The 19,627-nt window shown below is 35.9% G+C and carries 17 protein-coding genes and 1 riboswitch; of the genes, 11 read left to right on the top strand and 6 right to left on the bottom strand.

Features of this window, described 5'->3' with window-relative positions:
• Positions 1 to 12: 12 nt before the first annotated feature.
• From IEV85_RS05330 to IEV85_RS05315, 4 genes are all read right to left on the bottom strand, one after another.
• On the bottom strand, positions 13 to 933 hold the full coding sequence (locus IEV85_RS05330) for a rhomboid family intramembrane serine protease (RefSeq protein ID WP_188460945.1): 921 nt from the start codon (positions 931 to 933) through the stop codon (positions 13 to 15).
• Positions 934 to 938: 5 nt separating this feature from the next.
• The gene (locus IEV85_RS05325) at positions 939 to 1,658 is read right to left on the bottom strand and encodes a rhomboid family intramembrane serine protease (RefSeq protein ID WP_229712517.1); all 720 of its coding nucleotides are present in this window, start codon (positions 1,656 to 1,658) and stop codon (positions 939 to 941) included.
• A 78-nt stretch (positions 1,659 to 1,736) separates the two neighbouring features.
• The gene (gene mutL / locus IEV85_RS05320) at positions 1,737 to 3,596 is read right to left on the bottom strand and encodes a DNA mismatch repair endonuclease MutL (protein ID WP_188460941.1); all 1,860 of its coding nucleotides are present in this window, start codon (positions 3,594 to 3,596) and stop codon (positions 1,737 to 1,739) included.
• 9 nt (positions 3,597 to 3,605) lie between these two features.
• Positions 3,606 to 3,938 carry a hypothetical protein gene (locus IEV85_RS05315; RefSeq protein ID WP_188460939.1) on the bottom strand — a complete coding sequence of 111 codons (333 nt, stop codon included), beginning with the start codon at positions 3,936 to 3,938 and terminating at the stop codon, positions 3,606 to 3,608.
• 436 nt (positions 3,939 to 4,374) lie between these two features.
• On the opposite strand from IEV85_RS05315, the gene IEV85_RS05310 reads away from it, so the two are divergent.
• From IEV85_RS05310 to IEV85_RS05260, 11 genes are all read left to right on the top strand, one after another.
• Positions 4,375 to 7,341 (top strand): serine hydrolase domain-containing protein, encoded by a 2,967-nt coding sequence (locus tag IEV85_RS05310; RefSeq protein WP_188460937.1) that lies wholly within the window; start codon positions 4,375 to 4,377, stop codon positions 7,339 to 7,341.
• Between the two features lie 153 nt (positions 7,342 to 7,494).
• On the top strand, positions 7,495 to 8,640 hold the full coding sequence (gene bshA, locus IEV85_RS05305) for an N-acetyl-alpha-D-glucosaminyl L-malate synthase BshA (protein WP_188460934.1): 1,146 nt from the start codon (positions 7,495 to 7,497) through the stop codon (positions 8,638 to 8,640).
• 107 nt (positions 8,641 to 8,747) lie between these two features.
• Positions 8,748 to 9,377, top strand: a complete 630-nt coding sequence (locus IEV85_RS05300; protein WP_188460932.1) for a sterol desaturase family protein — start codon at positions 8,748 to 8,750, stop codon at positions 9,375 to 9,377.
• 15 nt (positions 9,378 to 9,392) lie between these two features.
• The gene (locus IEV85_RS05295) at positions 9,393 to 10,199 is read left to right on the top strand and encodes a Rossmann-fold NAD(P)-binding domain-containing protein (protein WP_188460930.1); all 807 of its coding nucleotides are present in this window, start codon (positions 9,393 to 9,395) and stop codon (positions 10,197 to 10,199) included.
• A gap of 58 nt (positions 10,200 to 10,257) precedes the next feature.
• Positions 10,258 to 11,007 carry an NRDE family protein gene (locus IEV85_RS05290; RefSeq protein ID WP_188460928.1) on the top strand — a complete coding sequence of 250 codons (750 nt, stop codon included), beginning with the start codon at positions 10,258 to 10,260 and terminating at the stop codon, positions 11,005 to 11,007.
• A gap of 180 nt (positions 11,008 to 11,187) precedes the next feature.
• Entirely contained in the window at positions 11,188 to 12,285 is a 1,098-nt protein-coding gene (locus tag IEV85_RS05285) for a vWA domain-containing protein (protein WP_188460926.1), read from the top strand.
• Positions 12,286 to 12,293: 8 nt separating this feature from the next.
• Complete coding sequence (locus tag IEV85_RS05280) at positions 12,294 to 13,817, top strand: sigma 54-interacting transcriptional regulator (RefSeq protein ID WP_188460924.1); 1,524 nt, start codon at positions 12,294 to 12,296, stop codon at positions 13,815 to 13,817.
• 39 nt (positions 13,818 to 13,856) lie between these two features.
• Positions 13,857 to 15,611 (top strand): tetratricopeptide repeat-containing sensor histidine kinase, encoded by a 1,755-nt coding sequence (locus IEV85_RS05275; RefSeq protein WP_188460922.1) that lies wholly within the window; start codon positions 13,857 to 13,859, stop codon positions 15,609 to 15,611.
• 79 nt (positions 15,612 to 15,690) lie between these two features.
• Positions 15,691 to 16,446: a TerC family protein gene (locus tag IEV85_RS05270; protein ID WP_188460920.1), complete on the top strand. Its 756-nt coding sequence runs from the start codon at positions 15,691 to 15,693 to the stop codon at positions 16,444 to 16,446.
• A 64-nt stretch (positions 16,447 to 16,510) separates the two neighbouring features.
• Positions 16,511 to 16,605, top strand: a riboswitch (TPP riboswitch).
• The gene (gene pnuC / locus IEV85_RS05265) at positions 16,603 to 17,241 is read left to right on the top strand and encodes a nicotinamide riboside transporter PnuC (RefSeq protein WP_188460917.1); all 639 of its coding nucleotides are present in this window, start codon (positions 16,603 to 16,605) and stop codon (positions 17,239 to 17,241) included. Its footprint overlaps the riboswitch before it by 3 nt.
• Positions 17,242 to 17,257: 16 nt before the next feature.
• Positions 17,258 to 17,767: an AAA family ATPase gene (locus IEV85_RS05260; RefSeq protein ID WP_188460915.1), complete on the top strand. Its 510-nt coding sequence runs from the start codon at positions 17,258 to 17,260 to the stop codon at positions 17,765 to 17,767.
• Between the two features lie 102 nt (positions 17,768 to 17,869).
• On the opposite strand, the gene IEV85_RS05255 is transcribed toward IEV85_RS05260, so the two are convergent.
• On the bottom strand, positions 17,870 to 18,997 hold the full coding sequence (locus IEV85_RS05255; protein WP_188460913.1) for a beta galactosidase jelly roll domain-containing protein: 1,128 nt from the start codon (positions 18,995 to 18,997) through the stop codon (positions 17,870 to 17,872).
• Between the two features lie 15 nt (positions 18,998 to 19,012).
• Entirely contained in the window at positions 19,013 to 19,534 is a 522-nt protein-coding gene (locus IEV85_RS05250; protein WP_188460911.1) for an aspartyl protease family protein, read from the bottom strand.
• Positions 19,535 to 19,627: the final 93 nt, after the last annotated feature.

The following is a 19,627-nucleotide window of genomic DNA, read 5'->3' as shown; positions in this document are numbered from 1 at the left end:
ATGAAAAGCCTTTTATTTTTTACTCGCATTGAAAAGCTTTTGCTTCTCATCTTTACTCAAACTCTCATAACCCTTCTCCGAAATTTTATCAAGAATCCTATCTATTTCCTCCTGCGCCACATCAGACGATTTAGCGCTATTTCCATTACCTTTTGAGGCATTTCTAGCGGAACTACTGCTACTTGTTTTGTTACTTCTGTGGGTCACTCTAATTTTAGGTTTAGACTTAAACAGATTGGTGATCCCTTCCAGAAACTTCTGAATCCATAAGCCAAAATCATTTCCTGCCTGAAGCCCTCTCACATAAAGAAAACCAATACCTGCTCCTCCTAAATGTGCAATGTTACCTCCTGCATTTGCTCCTGCAGAACCTAAAATGGACATAATGATATAAACTGCAACTATATATTTAATTTTAACAGGACCAATAAAAATCAAATGAAACCTGTAATCAGGCAATAAAGTAGCAGCAGCCGTTGCCACAGCAAATACTGCTGCGGAGGCTCCAACCATTCCATTGGTAGTTCTTTCTGCCAGTAAAGGAATAAGATTGTATGCCAGTATAAAGATTACTCCTCCTGCCAAGGCGCCCAATACATACAGGTTAACCAATTTAGCACTACCAAGGTACTGAGATATGAGCATTCCGAACCAGTAAAGTGCGAGCATATTAAATAGTATATGCATAAAGCCAGCATGAGAAAATGCATAGGTTAATAATGTCCAGGGCCTATATATAAATCTTCCCAGATCAGGCGGAATAGTAAATTGTGCATCAATTATTGCATATAATCCATGTAAATCAGTAAATGACCCTATTACTTTTATTAATCCTAATGCCACAAACACAATTACATTAATTATTATCAGCTGATTTAATGCATTGTTAGGTCGCTTAAAATTTTGTTTTAATTCATCAAAAATTCCTGCCATGATATTTAATAAAATGTTCTCCTATTGTCTTGCCATATTTTTAAGAGAATAAAAGCAATTAGCATACCACCGAGGTGTGCCCAGTGAGCCACATTGTCTCCCGGTGTTCTCTGTATGACTGCGTATAACTCATATAAACCATAGAAGGTTACAAGGTATTTAGCTTTGATAGGGATGGGTGGAAATAATAAAAACAGTTCAGTATTAGGAAATAGAAACCCAAAGGCAAATAGAATACCGAAAATAGCACCCGAAGCACCAATCATTGGAATGTTACCCTGAAAGCGAACCACCTCTCTTACTCTTTCTATACTTTCATTAACATAACTTTGGTTCTCTTGGTTGTCTCCGTATGCATCAATAAAATCGTACCATTGTTGATAAGCGTAATTTGCATTATCTCTAATGAAGGCATTAAATGCTTCATAACCGGGATTTTCAATATATTGCTTAGCGGCACTTTCTAATTGGTGCATTTCCACAAAGGAAACCATTCCGTACAAAATACCTGCCCCCACCCCGGTAATCATATAAAATAGGAAGAACCTTCTCGCTCCCCAAAAGCGCTCCAGCATAGGGCCAAATATAAATAGAGCAAACATGTTGCCTAATAAATGACCAAATCCTGCATGAAAAAACATGTAGGTAATAAATTGAAAAGGCTTAAAATTCTCAGCAAAGATATAATGTAGCCCAAAAATGCCAGATAGCTCTAAATTAAGCATTGAAGTTATTAATAAAAGAGCAATATTGATCAGCAGTAAATATTTGACAACAGGGGTCAGTCTTGCGAACATATAAATTTATCGGTTAAAGAAGCTTGAGATCTTATCAAGATCAAAAATAATAAAAGTAGAATTACCTGAAGGAGCATAATTAGGGTTCTCACAAGCAAATAATTTATCAATCAACGAATTCATCTCCTCAGGGTTAAGTTTTTGTCCTACTCTGATAGCCGATCGCTTAGCCAGTGACCTGGCAATGTTTTCTGACTTCGAGAGGGTAAGTACATTTTTATTATGCTTAAATTGATCTATAAGCCCTTCAAAGACTGATTTTACAGAAGAATCAGTTAATTCTGTAGGCGCGCCATTGATAACAATAGTATCCTTACCAAAAGAAGATATGACAAAGCCAAGGGCCTTTAGTTCATCCTCCATTCCAATTACCAGTGCATAGTCAGCAGGAGACAAATTAATTTGCTCAGGAAAAAGAAATTGCTGAGAAGCCCCATTATGCTGAGCAAGATGTTGGGAAAATTTCTCAAAGAGTATTCTCTCATGAGCAGCCTGCTGATCTACCAGCATTAAACCAGATTTAACCTGAGTGGCAATAAACCTGCTATGAATTTGAAAAACACTCCTTTTACTATCCTTCAATTCCTGACTGTAAGGCTTTTCGATAGCCGCCTCATCAGCCAGATCATTGATTGAACTGCCGAAAGTTACTGCCTGCTGCTGAGAAGTCTCCTCTTCATCTTTCTGTTCCTCTTGTGAAATTTTTTGGCTCAGTTCCTGAAAATTATTAAGGATTTTGTTCCATTCATCGTTTTCGCTTCCCGACTTAAATTTTTGATAATTTGAACTTTTAGCGGAAAAATTTCCCAAATCAGCCTGGCGAGGCTTTGAGAAGCTAAAGTTTACGTCACTTTCAAAATCTAATGCAGGAGCTACGTTATGTGTGCCAATTGCTTGTTTTACAGCCGCACTCATTATACCATATATGGTACGCTCATCATCAAACTTTATCTCCGTTTTTGTAGGATGCACATTTACATCAATCCGTTGGGGATCTATCTCAATAAAAAGAACATAGAAAGGGTATGAATCCTTTGCCAGCAAGCCTTCATAGGCATTTATAACTGCGTGATGCAAGTAACCACTTTTTATAAACCTGCTATTCACGAAAAAGAATTGCTCGCCCCTGGTTTTTTTTGCGTGTTCCGGCTTGCCAATATAGCCATGAATCCTTAATTGATCTGTACTTTCCTCGCAAGGAACCAATTGCTCTTTGTAATTTTTTCCAAATAACCCTACAATCCTATGGCTTAACTTTCCTGCAGAAAGTTGATAAACATCCAGATCGTTCTGATGAAAACTAAACCCAATTTCAGGATAAGAAAGAGCAATTCTTTGAAACTCCTCAATAATATGCCTTAATTCTACAGGATTAGATTTGAGGAAATTTCTCCTGGCGGGCACATTGTAAAATAGGTTTTTAACAGAAATGGAAGTACCCTGAGTGTAGGCAACATGAGATTGATTTTTCACTTCCGAAGCTTCAATTTGAATTAAAGTCCCCAATTCTGCCTGCTCCGTTTTGGTTTTAAGCTCAACCTGAGCAACCGCTGCAATGGACGCCATCGCTTCACCTCTGAAGCCCATCGTCTTCAATGAAAAAAGATCTTCTGATTTTCTGATTTTAGAAGTAGCATGCCTTTCAAAGCACATTCTGGCATCAGTTTCATTCATTCCTGAGCCATCATCTACTACCTGAATCAATTGCTTACCTGCATCTTTTACTATTAATTTAATATTTTTGGCTCCCGCATCAATTGCGTTTTCCATTAACTCTTTTACTACGGAAGCCGGTCTCTGAACTACTTCCCCGGCCGCAATCTGATTGGCTATTGCATCAGGTAATAACTGAATTATATTAGGCATGAAAAGTTTTTATCTCTTTTTTCTTCTTAAAAAAATGTACAATGGAATTAATAAAAGCAAAGTATAATAAATATTCGCTCCATAGAAAACATAACCTCCCAAGGCTACGGAAATAATACCAATCATTAAAACCTGGAACAGATCTGCTGATTTGTTGGAGTTTCTGCGAGCCGCATAAGCCTCTCTTATACTCTCGGACTTTATACCTTTCTTCTCATTATTAATTTGCTGCCTGATTCTACTGGTTCTTTTATCCAAATCTTCCTTTATAGGATCGTAGTACCTGGGCTGAACTTCAAACCTCTGATATCTGGGCAGTCGAAATATTGATGGAACTTTCATGTCTAAAAGTTTTAAGTTAAAAATACATTTTGGGCAGTACGTATACGATGTACAATTTATCACTTTTATTCTCCTAATCAGGATTTTTTCTTATTTAGTTACCCTGACTGGCCTGTTAAAAATGGAATTTAAAGATTTCTCTACAATCTAAGCTCACACATTCTTAAGTTATAAAATAATGAATAAGATGTTTATAATTTAAACTTCACAATTCAAATAAGATAAGCTCTAAACTTTAACGTATTCTTTCATTACACTTTATTTTAATCTTTAAGCTTACATAACAAACGAATTATTTGTTCTTTTCGTTAGCTTGCTGTTTAAGTGGAAATTAGTAAAATATTTACAAATAAAATTTTGAAGTAACCAACAGCTTATTTCCCAAAAAACAAACTTAATGCTAATTTCGCTTTAATCATAAATTCAAAACTACAGCATGATCAAAAAAGTTTACCTTTCTCTAATACTAACTTTTGTAGCTTCCTTGGCTGCTGTTTCTCAAAATTCTGAGAGTAGTAACTCAATAAACCAGGAAAAATGGGTGAATACTACTTATAAATCCATGACTTTGGATGAAAAAATCGGACAGCTTTTTATGGTAGCTGCCTATTCCAATAAAGGTGAAGAGCATGTTAAAAACTTAAGTTTACTGATTGAAAATTATCATATCGGAGGACTCATCTTTTTTCAGGGGGGGCCAGGCCGGGAAGTAGCGATTACAAATCGCCTGCAGGAAAAATCTAAAATTCCACTTTGGATAGGAATGGATGCGGAATGGGGATTAGGTATGCGACTGGATAGTACGATGAATTTCCCAAAACAAATGACATTAGGCGCAATTCAAAATGATAGCTTAATTTATTATATGGGTGCAGAAATAGCCAGACAGGCTAAGCTTGTTGGAGTGCATGTCAATTTTGCTCCTGTGGTAGATGTTAATAACAATATTAAAAATCCGGTAATTGGCTATCGCTCTTTTGGTGAAGATAAAGTAAACGTTGCTAAAAAAGGAGTTGCTTATATGCAAGGTTTGCAGGATAATGGCGTACTGGCCAATGCCAAACATTTCCCCGGCCACGGGGATACCGGTTCGGATTCTCACCTTACACTTCCTGTGATAAGACATTCCAAGGAACGAATGAACGACCTTGAGCTTTACCCTTTTAAAGAGCTTATTGCCAATGGAATAAGCAGTATGATGGTAGCTCATTTACATGTTCCTGCTTATGATAACACCCCTAATAAAGCCACCACTCTTTCCTCAGCCGTAGTAACTGACTTACTTAAAAAGGAACTTGGCTTTAATGGCCTCATCTTTACAGATGCGCTTAATATGAAAGGCGTTAGCGATTTTTATGATCCGGGTGAGACTGATTTGCTGGCTTTTAAAGCAGGCAATGATGTGCTTTTATTTCCTATGAATGTACCAAATGCTGTAGGAATGATTAGAAAAGCCATTCAAAAGAAACAAATTAGTGAGGAACGTTTAGAAGAAAGTGTAAAAAAAATACTCTCAGCCAAATATCAACTTGGTTTGGCTGATGGGTTTAAGAAGCTGGAACTGGAAGATATCCATGAAAACCTGCATCAGGCATCATCAGAAAAACTCTTAACACAACTTTATGCCGAAGCGGCTACTCTTGTAAGAAGTAAAAATAATTTTGTCCCTATTAAAATTATCGATACCACCAATTTTGCCTCTCTTTCCTTAAGAGGGGAGCTGAATTCAACCTTTCAGCAATATTTAAGTAAATATGCCCCCTTTACTCATTATAATCTGGGCAAAAATGAAAAAGATCCTGCCATCTTCACCCGACTTATGGACCAACTCTCTCAGTACGAAACTGTAGTTGTGGGAATACATGATATGGGTAATTATGCATCGAGGAGATTTGGGCTTAGAGAAGATGACATACTTTTTTTACAAAAGCTGGCAGAAGAAACCAATGTTGTATTATCAGTTTTTGGAAATGCATATAGTTTAAGTTATTTATCTGACTTTGAGCACATTTTATTGATGTACGAAGATACTCCGGAGACCCAAAAAATCGCCCCTCAAATATTATTTGGTGCTCTCCCTGCCAAAGGCAAGTTACCTGTAAGTGCTTCAAAAAATTTGCCAGTTGGAACGGGCATCCTTACTAAAACTTTAAATCGTTTTGGATTTACAGATCCTTCAGAGGTGGGAATGGATGCTTCTGTACTATCAAAAATAGATCTAATCGCGCAAGAAGCGATTAACAACAAGGCAACACCTGGCTGCCAGGTATTAATAGCCAAAGATGGGCAGGTTGTATTTCAGAAAAACTATGGACACCTCTCCTACAACAGGCAGGAAGAAGTAACTGATGAAACTATTTATGATCTGGCTTCCATTACTAAAGTAGCTGCAACACTTCAAAGCATTATGTTTTTATATGATAGAGGCATGATTGATCTGGACAAAAAGATTTCGGCTTACTTGCCAGAGCTAAAAAAGAGCAATAAAAAGAATATGACTTTAAGGGACATCCTGACCCATCAGGCAGGATTACTTCCATACATACCCTTCTGGATGCGCACAAGTGATTTTTTCGGCACCAAATCTCCATTATATCAAACAGAATTTGATCCATTGTATCCAAACCAACTAGCCTCAGGCTTATATGGCCACACTATGCTTTCAGATTCAATTTGGCAATGGGTAGTGGACTCGGACTTACTAAGCAAGCCTAAGTGGCAAAAGAATTATGAATATCGATATTCCGATATGGGGTATTATATTATGCAAAAGATTTGCGAGAGACTTACTAATGTAAGTCAGGATGAGTTTCTTCAGGAGAATCTTTATCAGCCGCTGGGACTTAGCACCTTAGGCTATCTTCCCCTTTGTAATTTTTCTGCTGAGAGAATAGCCCCAACCGAAAATGACAGGCTATTCAGAAATGACTTAATCCGTGGATGGGTTCATGATCAGGGAGCTGCAATGGTAGGAGGAGTAGCTGGCCATGCAGGTTTATTCAGCAATGCAATGGATCTTGCTATCTTAATGCAGATGAATTTGTGGGATGGAAAATATGGTGGTACCCGCTACTTTTCAAAAGGTACAGTGCCTTACTTCACTAAAAAACAATTTTCTGACAACAGGCGCGGTTTAGGTTGGGATAAACCCGTAGGAAATGAAGGCCCCTCCCCTACCTCACATTACGCTTCCCCTCTTGCGTTTGGGCATACAGGATTTACAGGAACAGCCGCATGGGCCGATCCGGAATTTGGCTTAATTTACATCTTTCTGTCAAACAGAGTATATCCGGATGCAGAAAACAGAAAACTTATCAGCACAAATGTCAGAACGCGAATTATGGATACGATATATGAATCTATCTTTGAGTTTGAGAAGCAGCAAGTTCATTATATAAATTAAACTTCATTAATTGAGATATATTACTGATAGAAAGCTAGTAAACAAGTAATGAAATAAATAAAAAAACAAGCAGGATGATTTCCCCGTTTCACCAATGATTTTAACCGGCTAACGTTGCACTTAACGATCAGCCTCAAACAAAATAATACTTAAATGAAAATAGGCATTGTATGCTATCCTACCTTTGGAGGAAGTGGCGTTGTAGCTACCGAGCTGGGTAAAGCGCTTGCAAAAAACGGACATAAAGTTCATTTCATAACATATTCTCAGCCTACAAGACTGGATTTTTTTAATGAAAACTTATTCTACCATGAAGTAGACCTAAGATCTTATCCGCTATTTCAATATCCTCCTTATGAGCTTGCCTTAGCTAGTAAAATGGTGGATGTTGTAAAACATGAGGGGTTGGAGTTACTACATGTACATTATGCCATACCTCATGCTTCTGCAGCCTACATGGCTAAACAGATATTGAAAGAAACAAACATCAACATACCTGTTATAACTACTTTGCATGGTACTGATATAACATTAGTAGGCAAGGACCCTTCTTACGAGCCGGTAGTAACTTTTAGTATTAATAAATCTGATGGGGTTACAGCAGTTTCTGAAGACCTAAGAAAGGACACATTAGAGCATTTTGATATTTATAAGCATATAGAGGTGATCCCCAATTTTATAGATCTGGATAGGTTTAAAAAACAGAAAAAAGATCATTTCAAAACTGCTATTTGTCCACATGGTGAAAAGTTATTAGCGCATACCTCCAACTTCAGAAAAGTGAAGCGTGTGGAAGATGTAATTCATGTTTTTAATAACGTGAGAAAAAAAATACCTGCTAAATTACTTTTGGTGGGAGACGGGCCTGAAAGAATAAAAATGGAAAAGCTCTGTCGGGAGTTAGGAACTTGTGATGATATCCGGTTTTTAGGTAAGCTGGAAGCAGTTGAAGAAGTGCTTTCTGTATGCGACCTATTCTTGATGCCTTCTGAAAAAGAAAGCTTTGGTTTAGCCGCATTGGAGGCAATGGCATGTGAAGTTCCCGTAATATCTTCCAATGCTGGCGGACTACCAGAGCTTAATATTGACAACTTAACGGGCTTTACATGCAATGTAGGAGATGTTAAAGATATGACAGAAAAAGCTCTTTTTGTGTTAGCTGATGAAAATATTCAAAGGTTTAAAGATGCAGCCCTTGCCAGGGCTAAAGAGTTTGACATTACTAACATACTGCCAATGTATGAGCGGTTTTACCAGAAAATAAAAGACACACAAGAACAGGAAAAAATTAAAAATTAAAAAATACTGATATAAATCATCGCTAATTTGATGGTTCTACTCAACAATTATATTTATTTTGTCGTTGATTTATTTTGACCGGCTGATTTTATATATAGAAAAAGGTAATGGAGACAATACAAGAACAAGAAGTTAAAACAACAGGAACAAAACAACTATTTAAAAACCCGATATTAGAGAGATTAACCAGAAGCCATTTCTCTATTCCGTTGAGTATTCTGACGGGGATATCGTTATTTTTAAGCTACTGGGCAATCGCTGAAATTCAATTTTCAGTCAGTACTTTTATCATTTTATTTATAGTAGGTTTTTTTAGTTGGACGTTGGGAGAATATTTTATTCACCGCTATGTATTTCACATGAAAGATGATAAAAAATGGAAAAGAGCCATTCAATATACTTTTCATGGAGTACATCATGAATATCCAAAAGATAAAGACAGAATAGTAATGCCTCCGGCAGGAGCCATTATAATAGGTTCTTTAATCTTTGGAATTTTATGGCTACTAATGCAGCAATATGCATTCGCTTTTGCTCCGGGTTTTCTAATGGGGTACGTAACTTATGCATTTGTACATTATGCAATCCATGCTTACCAGCCACCTAAAAATTTCTTGAAATGGCTTTGGATTTACCACAGTGTACATCACTATAAGCATCCTGATAAATATTTTGGAGTTTCTTCCCCTTTCTGGGATCATATATTTCAATCTATTCCGAAGAAAAAAAGAAGCTAATAAGCTCCATCAATAATGAAGCAACTAAGCATTTTAGGCTGCGGTTGGCTGGGACTTCCTTTAGCAAAAACCTTTATTAGTAAAGGATACAGTGTTAAAGGAAGTACCACATCTTCATCTAAATTACACACCCTGCAAAATGCAGGTATTATTCCCTTTCACTTCGAATTACCTGATTCTTCTATTGATCCTTCTTTTTTTGAATCCGATTACCTTGTAATTAATATTCCTCCACGTACCAGGTCAAAAGGCCCCGATGCACATTTTAGTGAGATAATTTCACTAATCCCTCAAATTCCGTCTCAAATAAAAGTGATCTATATCAGTGCTACTTCTGTTTACCCGGATATTGATGAGAAAATTACTGAAGAAAATGAGGTAGACAGGAATTCTGATCGTTCTAAGGCACTATGGCAGGTTGAAGAACTGCTGAAAAGTAAATTAGCAGATCAACTTACCATTATTAGAATGGGGGGATTACTTGGCTACGATAGAATCCCCGGGAAATATTTTTCAGGGAAGAAAGTAGAAAATGGAGGTCAAAAAGTCAATTACATTCATAGGGATGATGCAGTAGGCTTAATTATTAAAGTGGTTGAAGAAGAGAGTTTTGATGAACTTTATAATGGAGTGGCTCCATTACATCCAACTCGTGAAGAAGTATTTCTTCAGAATGCAAAAGAATTAGGCTTTATGCCGCCAGAATTTGATGAAAAGCCATCCACACTTACTCAGAGATTTATTAGTGGCGCTAAAATTGAACATAAGCTAGATTATTCATTCTTATATCCTGACCCTCTCAGTTTTTATTATTCTAATTGACAAAAGAGTTTTTAAAGCTCTCATATTTTTGTAATATTCTACATCTTCAGGAGAATGTATGTGTACTTTAACTTATTTACCACTTGAAAATCAACAATTTATAATTACCACTAACCGGGATGAAAGTCCCGACAGAGGTTTAGTTACATTTCCTGTCTATCGGCATATTGAAGGAAAAAATATCATTTTCCCACAAGATCCAAAAGGAGGAGGATCCTGGGTGGCAACAAGTGATAATGGTATAAGTGCGTGTCTGCTAAATGGAGCTTTTGAACCTCATGTTCCGCAACCAGAGTATAAAATTAGTAGAGGAATTATTCTGCTAGAGGCCATTGAATGTATAAAGCCTGATGAATTCTTTAAAAATTATAACTTTGAAGGTGTTGAACCCTTCACAATAGTAGTATTTTTCCATGACCCTGAATTAACCCTTCTGGAATTTAGGTGGGACGGAATAAACAAGCATCTAAAGGAATTTGATGCTTCCAAACCTCATATCTGGGCTTCGGCACAACTTTATACTAAACAGGCTATTAAAAACAGACAAAAATGGTTTGGTGAGTGGTTAAGTAAAAACCACAATTTCAGCGTAAAAGAAATAAGGGAATTTCATAAAAATGCAGGGTCAGGAGATTTATCAAACGATATGATAATGGATCGGGGAATAGTTAAAACAGTAAGTATTTCTCATATTTATTCTAAAGTAGGACTTATAGAAATAGGACATGAAAACATTCTTACGCATAAGTATCAGGAGTTAAGTTTATCTCAGCATGTCAATCAGCAATTTTCTCATCAGGTTTTGTAGAAAATTTTAAATGAAAATTTACTCATAAACTGAAAAATCTATTTTAGCGTTAGTACATTAAATGTTCAGGTGTTTTATGATTAATTAAAACTACCTTTCTTTCAATATTTAAAAAATATGATTTGCCTCATATATTCCGGAGAAAGGAACATTAGCAAATAATTATAGTTTAATAGCATTATGATCGGATATAGATTTACTAAATACTTAGCACACAAAGACTTATCAGACACCACTTTTGACCAGCTCTTTAATGTGTTTAATGAATTATTACTGATTACTGGTGGAGATGTATCGGAAGCCTTAAGTTGGCTCACCAATATAGATAAACAATATAACATCAGTAATTCGGAATATGGAATAGGTGATTTTATTGATGACCTCAAAAGCAAAGGCTTTATAACTGATAAGACACCAGACGGCTCTTTTGAAATTACTGCTAAAGCGGAACAATCTATTAGAAAAAGTGCACTTGAAGAGATTTTTGGGAAATTAAAAAAATCAGGTAAAGGAGAGCATAAAACTAATTTTACAGGCCTGGGAGAAGAACCGGGTACCGATAGAAGAAATTATGAGTTTGGCGATTTACTTCACCAAATCTCAATGACAGACTCTCTCAGAAATGCTCAAATTAATCATGGCCTGGGAGATTTTATGCTTACAGAGGATGATTTGGAAGTGGTGGAAAGTGAATACAAAACACAAACTTCCACAGTGCTGATGATTGATATATCTCACTCCATGATATTGTATGGTGAAGACAGGATTACCCCTGCCAAAAAGGTTGCTATGGCTTTGGCAGAACTGATTACTAAAAAATACAAAAAAGATACACTGGATATTATTGTTTTTGGCAATGATGCCTGGCAAATTGAAATTAAAGATCTGCCTTACCTGCAGGTGGGGCCATACCATACCAATACTATTGCCGGCTTGGAATTAGCAATGGACCTTTTGAGAAGAAGGAAAAATAAGAACAAGCAGATTTTTATGATTACTGATGGCAAGCCTACCTGCATGAAACAAGGAATCAAATATTATAAAAACAGTTTTGGGCTCGACCCTAAAATATTAAATAAAACTTTAAACTTAGGTGCCCAATGCAGACGGCTTAACATCCCCATTACCACATTTATGATAGCCTCAGATCCTTATTTGCAAGAGTTTGTAAAAGAATTTACTACGGTAAATAATGGCAATGCTTATTACAGCAGTCTTAAGGGGCTGGGCGATCTGGTATTCGAAGATTATAAAAGAAACAGAAAAAAAAGATATTAATACATACTATGAGCTATAACAACATTAGCAGTTCCGATAAATTAAAAATAACTACCCTTAAAGCGCTTAAAAAATCAGGATATTCACCAGAACCTGTCAAAGAAGAATTGAGAAGAAATCTTATCTTTAAAATGCGAAAAGATGAAAACATTTTTGAAGGCATATGGGGGTATGAGGATACTGTTATTCCTGATATTCAGAGAGCTATTCTGTCACGGCACAACATCAATTTACTGGGATTGAGAGGACAGGCAAAAACCAGGATAGCCAGAATGATGACATTGCTGCTTGATGAATATATTCCTGTTTTATCAGGCACTGAGTTAAACGATGACCCCTTGAATCCCATATCCAGGGAAGCAAAAGATATCCTGAAGGAAAAAGGTGATGAGGCCGAGATTCACTGGATGCACAGAGATGAAAGATACACAGAAAAATTAGCTACACCGGACGTGTCTGTAGCAGATTTAATAGGCGATGTTGACCCTATAAAAGCTGCCACACTAAAACTACCTTATTCTGATGAGAGGGTAATACATTACGGCTTAATTCCTCGCTCGCACCGTGGCATCTTTGTAATTAATGAGTTGCCGGATCTGCAGGCAAGAATTCAGGTAGCTTTATTTAATATTCTGCAGGAAGGAGATATACAAATAAGAGGTTTTAAATTAAGGCTTCCTTTAGATATTCAATTTGTATTTACTGCTAATCCGGAGGATTATACCAACAGAGGAAGTATAATTACCCCCCTAAAAGATAGAATTGATGCGCAAATTATAACGCATTACCCTGGCTCGATTGCTATAGGAAGAAAAATTACAGAGCAGGAATCAGCCATTAAATCAGAACAATCTGAAATGGTGGAAATGAATGATCTTGTTAAAGATTTAGTTGAACAAATAGCTGTAGAAGCCAGAAATAGTGAATATATAGATGAAAAGAGTGGGGTTTCGGCTCGTCTAACAATATCAGCTTATGAGAGCCTCGTAAGTGCTGCTGAAAGAAGAGCTTTAATAAATAAGGAAAAAAATACATTCGTAAGAATGACAGATTTTGTTGGAGTTATTCCGGCCATTACGGGCAAGGTGGAGTTGGTTTATGAGGGAGAACAAGAAGGTCCAGGCATTGTAGCTCAAACCTTAGTAGGAAAAGCCATCCGTACAAAATTTGTACAGTTTTTCCCTAACCCTGAAGAATTAAGAAAAAACAGGGAGGCTAAGAATCCTTACAAGCCAATCAGTAAATGGTTTAATGATGGGAATCAGCTGGATATATTTAATGATGAGCCTATTAAAAACTATTATAATAAGTTAAAGAGCGTACCTGGCTTACAGGAACTGGTAAAAGAAAAACACAAAAACCTTAGTGAAAAAGAACAGTACCTTCTAATGGAGTTTGCTTTACATGGCTTAGCGGAATACAGCCTCCTTAGTAAACACAGGCTAGCTACCGGACATAGCTTTAAAGATTTATTAAGCAGCATGTTGAATTTGGAAGATTCCATGGATAATGATGAAGATTATAGCAATTGATAGTATATTTACATTTTAAACTCTGAGTAAATTATTTTTTTGGAAACTCACACCTCTTTAATAAAAGCTGAGATTAGGTCGCTATTTGATACAGCTATAGGTATCTCGATAAAGGATACTGCTAAAGCTATAGAATTAACCGAAAAAGCACTTTTCAAAAGTCAAAGGATTAAAGAAAAGAATGAAATCCATGCAGACGGCCTCAACCTAGTTTCTATGCTGCATAGAAAGAATCGGGAAATTGGAACCGCTAAAAATATGGCTGATCGTGCTCTTAAGCTTTCTGAAGAAATAAAATATGAAAAAGGTGTTTATGATGCCAAGTATAATATTGCTAAAGCATTATTAAATCAGCATAAATTAAGTGAGGCTATACCACATTTACTTGACGCTTCAGTGGGATACAAGAAAATGAATGAGTTATTACCTCACGGAAAAGCACTCTGCCTGATTGGAAACATTTATGAAGAGTTTCAGGACTTTAAGAATGCCCTAAATACCTATCAGTATGCGCTGGAAGTAAGTCAGCAAACTCAGAATCAGACACTTGAATTTTATTGCTATCTTTATTTAGCTAACTTATTTCTACAATTGGAGAAATCAGTTAAAGCTGTAACTTACATAGGTAAATGTATAGAACTAAATAAGGCTTTAGAAAATGATGAAGATTTAGCCAAAGTTTACTTTGTAAATGGCAAAATCCAATTGAAAAGCAGAAAGTATGAAGCCGCAACGGAAAGTTTTCTTAAGGCTTCAGAGTTGTTTTTCGATAAAAACGATTTTGTAAGTGGTGTTGAGGCGCAGGAAAAACTCGCCTCCACATACTTAGCCCAGGATAAAACAGATCAGGCTATTGAAACTCTAAATAGTGTCATTCAAAAATCAGAAAAATTTCAATTAAACAGCGTTTTATTCAACACACACTACATGCTGTACCAGATCTATAAGGAAACTAATGTTACGAAAGCATTAGAAGAACTTGAGCGGTATGTTGAATTAAAAGGAGAACATGATAAAAAATTCATTAATAGTGTAGTAAATAGTTATTCCGTGCTTTCCAGAATTGAGGATAGTGAAAAAGAAGCCGAGAAGGAACAGGAATTAGCTTCCATTATTGAAAAGAAAAATTCAGAGATGGATTCATTTTTCTACCGGGTGTCTCACGATTTGAAAGGCCCAATCGCCTCATTATTAGGGCTAAGTGATTTAGCTAAAAGAGATGTATCTGACACCAAAGCTCTTCATTACCTCAAAATGTATGAAAACCAAATTAAACGGTTGAATATGATTGTAATGGAGTTAATTAATATAACGGAGCTTAATTACAGGGAAATAAAAAGAACGGATATAAATTTTTATGAAATAATTGATAATTGCATTACTGCCTATACTTACCTTCCGAATTTTGATAGTATAGTTTTCAAAATTGAAGTACAGAGTAACCTTACTTTCTCATCAGAGTGGTATATTGTTAATACTATACTTCAAAACCTGATTGAAAACAGCATCAAGTATCTTGATAAAAATAAAGAAGAATCTACAGTTCATATCACTGTTTATGGAACAAAAACAGATATCCATATTGAAGTAAAAGACAACGGACAGGGGATAGATAAAGAACATCAAGGTAAAATATTTGATATGTTTTACAGAGCAAATAATTCTGCACAGGGAACCGGTCTGGGTCTTTTCATTTTAAAAAGAGCTGTTGAGAGGCTTCATGGAGAAATCAAATTGGAAAGTACGCCTGGAATAGGAACTACCTTTAATATTTCACTTCCTAAAAATATCTGACATTTATTATCTAAGCATAATTTCTATCCGGAGAAGGTCAGAAAAAAAATAAATAACTTTTATTTCACTAAAAATTTAAATGGAATCATTATTAACGTTTGATGCACTTTTGAGCCTTGTATCTCTTACTTTAATGGAGATAGTGTTAGGCATTGATAATATAATCTTTATTTCAATTCTATGTAATAGATTGCCTGAAAATCAGCAGGACAAAGCCAGAAGGCTCGGCTTAATGCTCGCTCTGGTCATGAGAGTAGCATTACTATTTGCTGTAACATGGCTTGTAGGATTAACATCTCCACTATTTACGGTTTTCGATTTCTCATTAACCAGCAGAGACCTGATATTAATGCTGGGAGGCTTGTTTCTCATCTATAAAAGCACAACAGAAATCCATCAGAAATTAGAGGGGGAAGAAGAAGATGAGGGTACAAAGAAAAAATTGAGCACTTTTGGAGCTGTACTAGTTCAGATTGTTTTACTGGATATTGTCTTCTCGTTTGATTCAATATTGACGGCTGTAGGACTGGTGGACAATATTTGGATAATGATAATTGCTGTAGTTATTTCACTGGGAATAATGTTGGTAGCTTCAAAAAGTATTAGTGATTTTATCCATAAACATCCGACAGTAAAAATGTTGGCTTTATCATTTTTATTATTGATAGGCGTTCTGCTTTTTGTAGAAGGCTTTCACGTTCACGTTCCTAAAGGTTATATCTATTTTGCTATTTTCTTCTCTTTGGTAGTAGAAGTACTTAACCTCAGAATGAAGAAAAAGAAAAGTATTAAGAGTATAGAGTTGAAGCAACGATTTGATAACGGACAGGATTAATTTAGGCTAATCTGGTTGTCAGCTATTCTCTTTTGAGTTTTAAATTTATAAAGTTACCTTAGCAACATCAATTAAGGGGTGCCTCAATAAATCGGGCTGAGAATATACCCTGGACCTGATCCCGGTAATGCGGGCGTAGGAATAAATGATTTAGCAATGGATTTTTTTAATGAACTGTACAATGGCTTATTAGCCATGAGCTGGCTGGAAGGAGCTGGTGTTTTATTTGGCATATTATATATCATCTTTGCTGCCAGAGAAAATATTTTGTGCTGGCCTGCAAGCTTAATTGGTGTCAGTATTTATTTAATTATTTGTTACCAGGTAAAATTGTATGCTGAAATGGGGCTACAGTTTTATTATTTAGGCACTACAATCTACGGTTGGTGGCATTGGAAAAATCCGGGCAAAAAAGGGGAGTTGCCTGTTTCTAAAATGAAACTTCCAGAGCATGTTCTCTTTATAGTAACCGGAATATTAGTCACCCTAAGCTTAGGATACTTTTTAGTAGAACAAACTGATGCTCAATTACCTTATCTGGATTCCTTTACTACAGTATTTAGCATATTTACAACCATTTTAGTTACTCGTAAAGTATTAGAGAATTGGCTATACTGGATAATTATTGATGCGGTTGAAGCTTATGTTTACTTTCAAAGAGAATTATACCTCACCTCTGTACTATTTGCAGCCTATGTAGTAATTGCAGTTATAGGATATGTAAAATGGAGGAGCTCCTTCAAAAAAAGTAGAACTCTTGTGGACAAACCAGAAGATTCCGTAAAAAAACTTTAAGCAAAAATTATTTAAAATGAGCGTAAAAAAAATTGCCATTATTGGACCAGAAAGCACAGGAAAAAGTACGCTCTCAGAACAACTTTCTTATTTCTTTGACGAGCCCTTTGTTCCGGAATTTGGAAGAATATACCTGGAGCAACATGGTACACCTTATACTTATGAAGACTTACTGAAAATAAGTGAAGGGATGCTTCAGCTCGAACAAGAAAAAGCAAAAGCAGCCAAAAATTTTCTTTTCTGCGATACTGATTTGATTATGATGAAGGTATGGTATGAAGTAAAGTATGCCAAAGTACATCCCTGGATTATTGAGCAGTTGGAAAACGCTCCTTACAATTATTACCTTATTTGTAAGCCAGACCTCCCCTGGATTGCAGATCCTTTAAGAGAGAATCCTTCGATAAGAGAGGCTCTTTTTAAGAAATATTTAGAAAATGTTAATTACTACGGTATTCCTTATCAAATTATTAAGGGTTACGAGCGCTTACAAAGTGCTGTTGAAGCATTAAAAAAAGAATTTTAAATGACCCTATTGGTAATTACACAAAAATCAATGTGATGTACCTTAAAGTCAGCAGTAAATGATTACTCATTGTGGAGCCCGATTTTAGATTACATTTAATAGTTACCATTCTCTTATATGAACTAAGTCAGCCTCCTCAAATATCCCTAATGGCCCCTCATAAATTCCACCATCAAGCCCAATATCAATCACTTTAACTGCTATCACATTTTCACTATTTTCTTTGAGGAGCCCTTCAGGAATTCTGTAGATTCGAGTTTGCATGAAAGACTCACTATTTCCTAAACCTCCGCCATCATAAGTTTCTCCTACCTTTTTACCATTGAGATAGGTAATATCAAAATCATCAATTTTACCTAACACCAGATAATATTTTTTGCCGGGTTTCTGTTTGAAGCTTAGCGTAAAATGTTTCCTGTACCAGGCTGTTCCATCCAATGTTTTATAACCATGGTTATCCCAATAAGCAGGAGCCAGAATATCTTCCCAACCGGAATCATCCAGTTCTGGATTTTCAAAACCAGATTTGTTAAATTTATTAAATTTCCATACCCCATATAGGTTTTGTAACATCTGGGAACTATTTAACTTTTTTAAAGTATACAGTCCAATTTCACCAGCTACAATACCGCCACTTCCCATCTCATCAAACACTCTTACTGCAATTACATTATCACCCTTAAAGTTGATGGCTTCTGAGGGAATGCTATAACTGCGATGCGAATTATAAGCAGTTCTGTTACGAGGCGGGAAAGATCCACTTTTACCAATTAATTTACCATTAATATAGGTTTCATCCACATCATCAATAAATCCGAGAACCAGAAAATATAATTCTGACTGATTCAAAGTGATTCCATCAAAATGGATTCTATACCAAGCAAAACCATCGTACCCATTAAAGCCCTCATTTTCCCAATCTGCTGGTACTGCTACTTTTTCCCATTTCGTATCATTATAATAAGGGTTTTTCCACTCAATATTATCGCCAATGTTAAATTTCCATGCCCCTTTTAAATCCTTTGCCAAAGTTAAATCCTGATGATAAACCTGATGTTGGGGTTGAATATGCGCATAACCTTGCATTTCACTCCCCGAAATCATTTCCCAAACCCAATCCAGCAAACTTTTACTTTCTCCAGCCTTTCCATGCTGCTGAGCCTTAAGAGAAAGACATGAGAAGCAGCACAAACAAAGAAAGATGAATCTGTATGGACAAGTTTTTTTCATTAGACAAAGATCCTCTTAATTAGAATTGACTTTTAAGGCTTCTGAGGCAAGAAAACCTGTAGAATTTTTAAGCATCACCACCCTGTCTGAACTCATATCAATAACAAAGCCATGATGTCTCATCATTTTAGTACCAATAATTGCTGTAATGGTTTTTCCTGTTCGTGTTTTAATTGAGTGAACAATATTTGATATATCATATGCTAAAATATTACCTTCAAGTTTCACCTCATGAAAGCCAATTTCTGCTTTTCGGATGGTATACATATGATTTAATTCTGTACCCAGACCCTGAATTTTATATTTTGTATTATCAAGCTTATAAGACTCATATTTAAAACGATTTTTAGTAGCAATGTTTAGAATAGTGTATTCTGATCCTGTATCGAGCAGTGCCCAAATTTTTTTCCCGTTTAAAGTCATTTCCACTATAGGTTTACCTATAAATTTAGATTCTTTACTTACTAACCCTTGCGCAAAACAAGTATTAATGGCCAGTAATACTATTATTACTGCTGTAATTTTAAAAGTTTTCATGGATTTTTAGTTTATGTTTTCATAATTCAAACTAAATCAAATCCATGTTTTCAGGTGTCACGCCCAGGTAAACAAATGTAAAAGATTGTCACA

It is taken from the genome of Marivirga lumbricoides (genome assembly GCF_014636295.1).
In the GTDB taxonomy this organism is placed as follows: Bacteria; Bacteroidota; Bacteroidia; order Cytophagales; family Cyclobacteriaceae; genus Marivirga; species Marivirga lumbricoides.
Note: the sequence above shows the minus strand (reverse complement) of the source record. Positions and strands in the feature narration are given on the sequence as shown.

Bases quoted from the DNA above. Each gene is read 5' to 3' on its own strand.
- IEV85_RS05330 (WP_188460945.1), bottom strand. From the start codon at position 933: ATGGCAGGAATTTTTGATGAATTAAAACAAAATTTTAAGCGACCTAAC.
- IEV85_RS05325 (WP_229712517.1), bottom strand. From the start codon at position 1,658: ATGCTTAATTTAGAGCTATCTGGCATTTTTGGGCTACATTATATCTTT.
- mutL (WP_188460941.1), bottom strand. From the start codon at position 3,596: ATGCCTAATATAATTCAGTTATTACCTGATGCAATAGCCAATCAGATT.
- IEV85_RS05315 (WP_188460939.1), bottom strand. From the start codon at position 3,938: ATGAAAGTTCCATCAATATTTCGACTGCCCAGATATCAGAGGTTTGAA.
- IEV85_RS05310 (WP_188460937.1), top strand. From the start codon at position 4,375: ATGATCAAAAAAGTTTACCTTTCTCTAATACTAACTTTTGTAGCTTCC.
- bshA (WP_188460934.1), top strand. From the start codon at position 7,495: ATGAAAATAGGCATTGTATGCTATCCTACCTTTGGAGGAAGTGGCGTT.
- IEV85_RS05300 (WP_188460932.1), top strand. From the start codon at position 8,748: ATGGAGACAATACAAGAACAAGAAGTTAAAACAACAGGAACAAAACAA.
- IEV85_RS05295 (WP_188460930.1), top strand. From the start codon at position 9,393: ATGAAGCAACTAAGCATTTTAGGCTGCGGTTGGCTGGGACTTCCTTTA.
- IEV85_RS05290 (WP_188460928.1), top strand. From the start codon at position 10,258: ATGTGTACTTTAACTTATTTACCACTTGAAAATCAACAATTTATAATT.
- IEV85_RS05285 (WP_188460926.1), top strand. From the start codon at position 11,188: ATGATCGGATATAGATTTACTAAATACTTAGCACACAAAGACTTATCA.
- IEV85_RS05280 (WP_188460924.1), top strand. From the start codon at position 12,294: ATGAGCTATAACAACATTAGCAGTTCCGATAAATTAAAAATAACTACC.
- IEV85_RS05270 (WP_188460920.1), top strand. From the start codon at position 15,691: ATGGAATCATTATTAACGTTTGATGCACTTTTGAGCCTTGTATCTCTT.
- pnuC (WP_188460917.1), top strand. From the start codon at position 16,603: ATGGATTTTTTTAATGAACTGTACAATGGCTTATTAGCCATGAGCTGG.
- IEV85_RS05260 (WP_188460915.1), top strand. From the start codon at position 17,258: ATGAGCGTAAAAAAAATTGCCATTATTGGACCAGAAAGCACAGGAAAA.
- IEV85_RS05255 (WP_188460913.1), bottom strand. From the start codon at position 18,997: ATGAAAAAAACTTGTCCATACAGATTCATCTTTCTTTGTTTGTGCTGC.
- IEV85_RS05250 (WP_188460911.1), bottom strand. From the start codon at position 19,534: ATGAAAACTTTTAAAATTACAGCAGTAATAATAGTATTACTGGCCATT.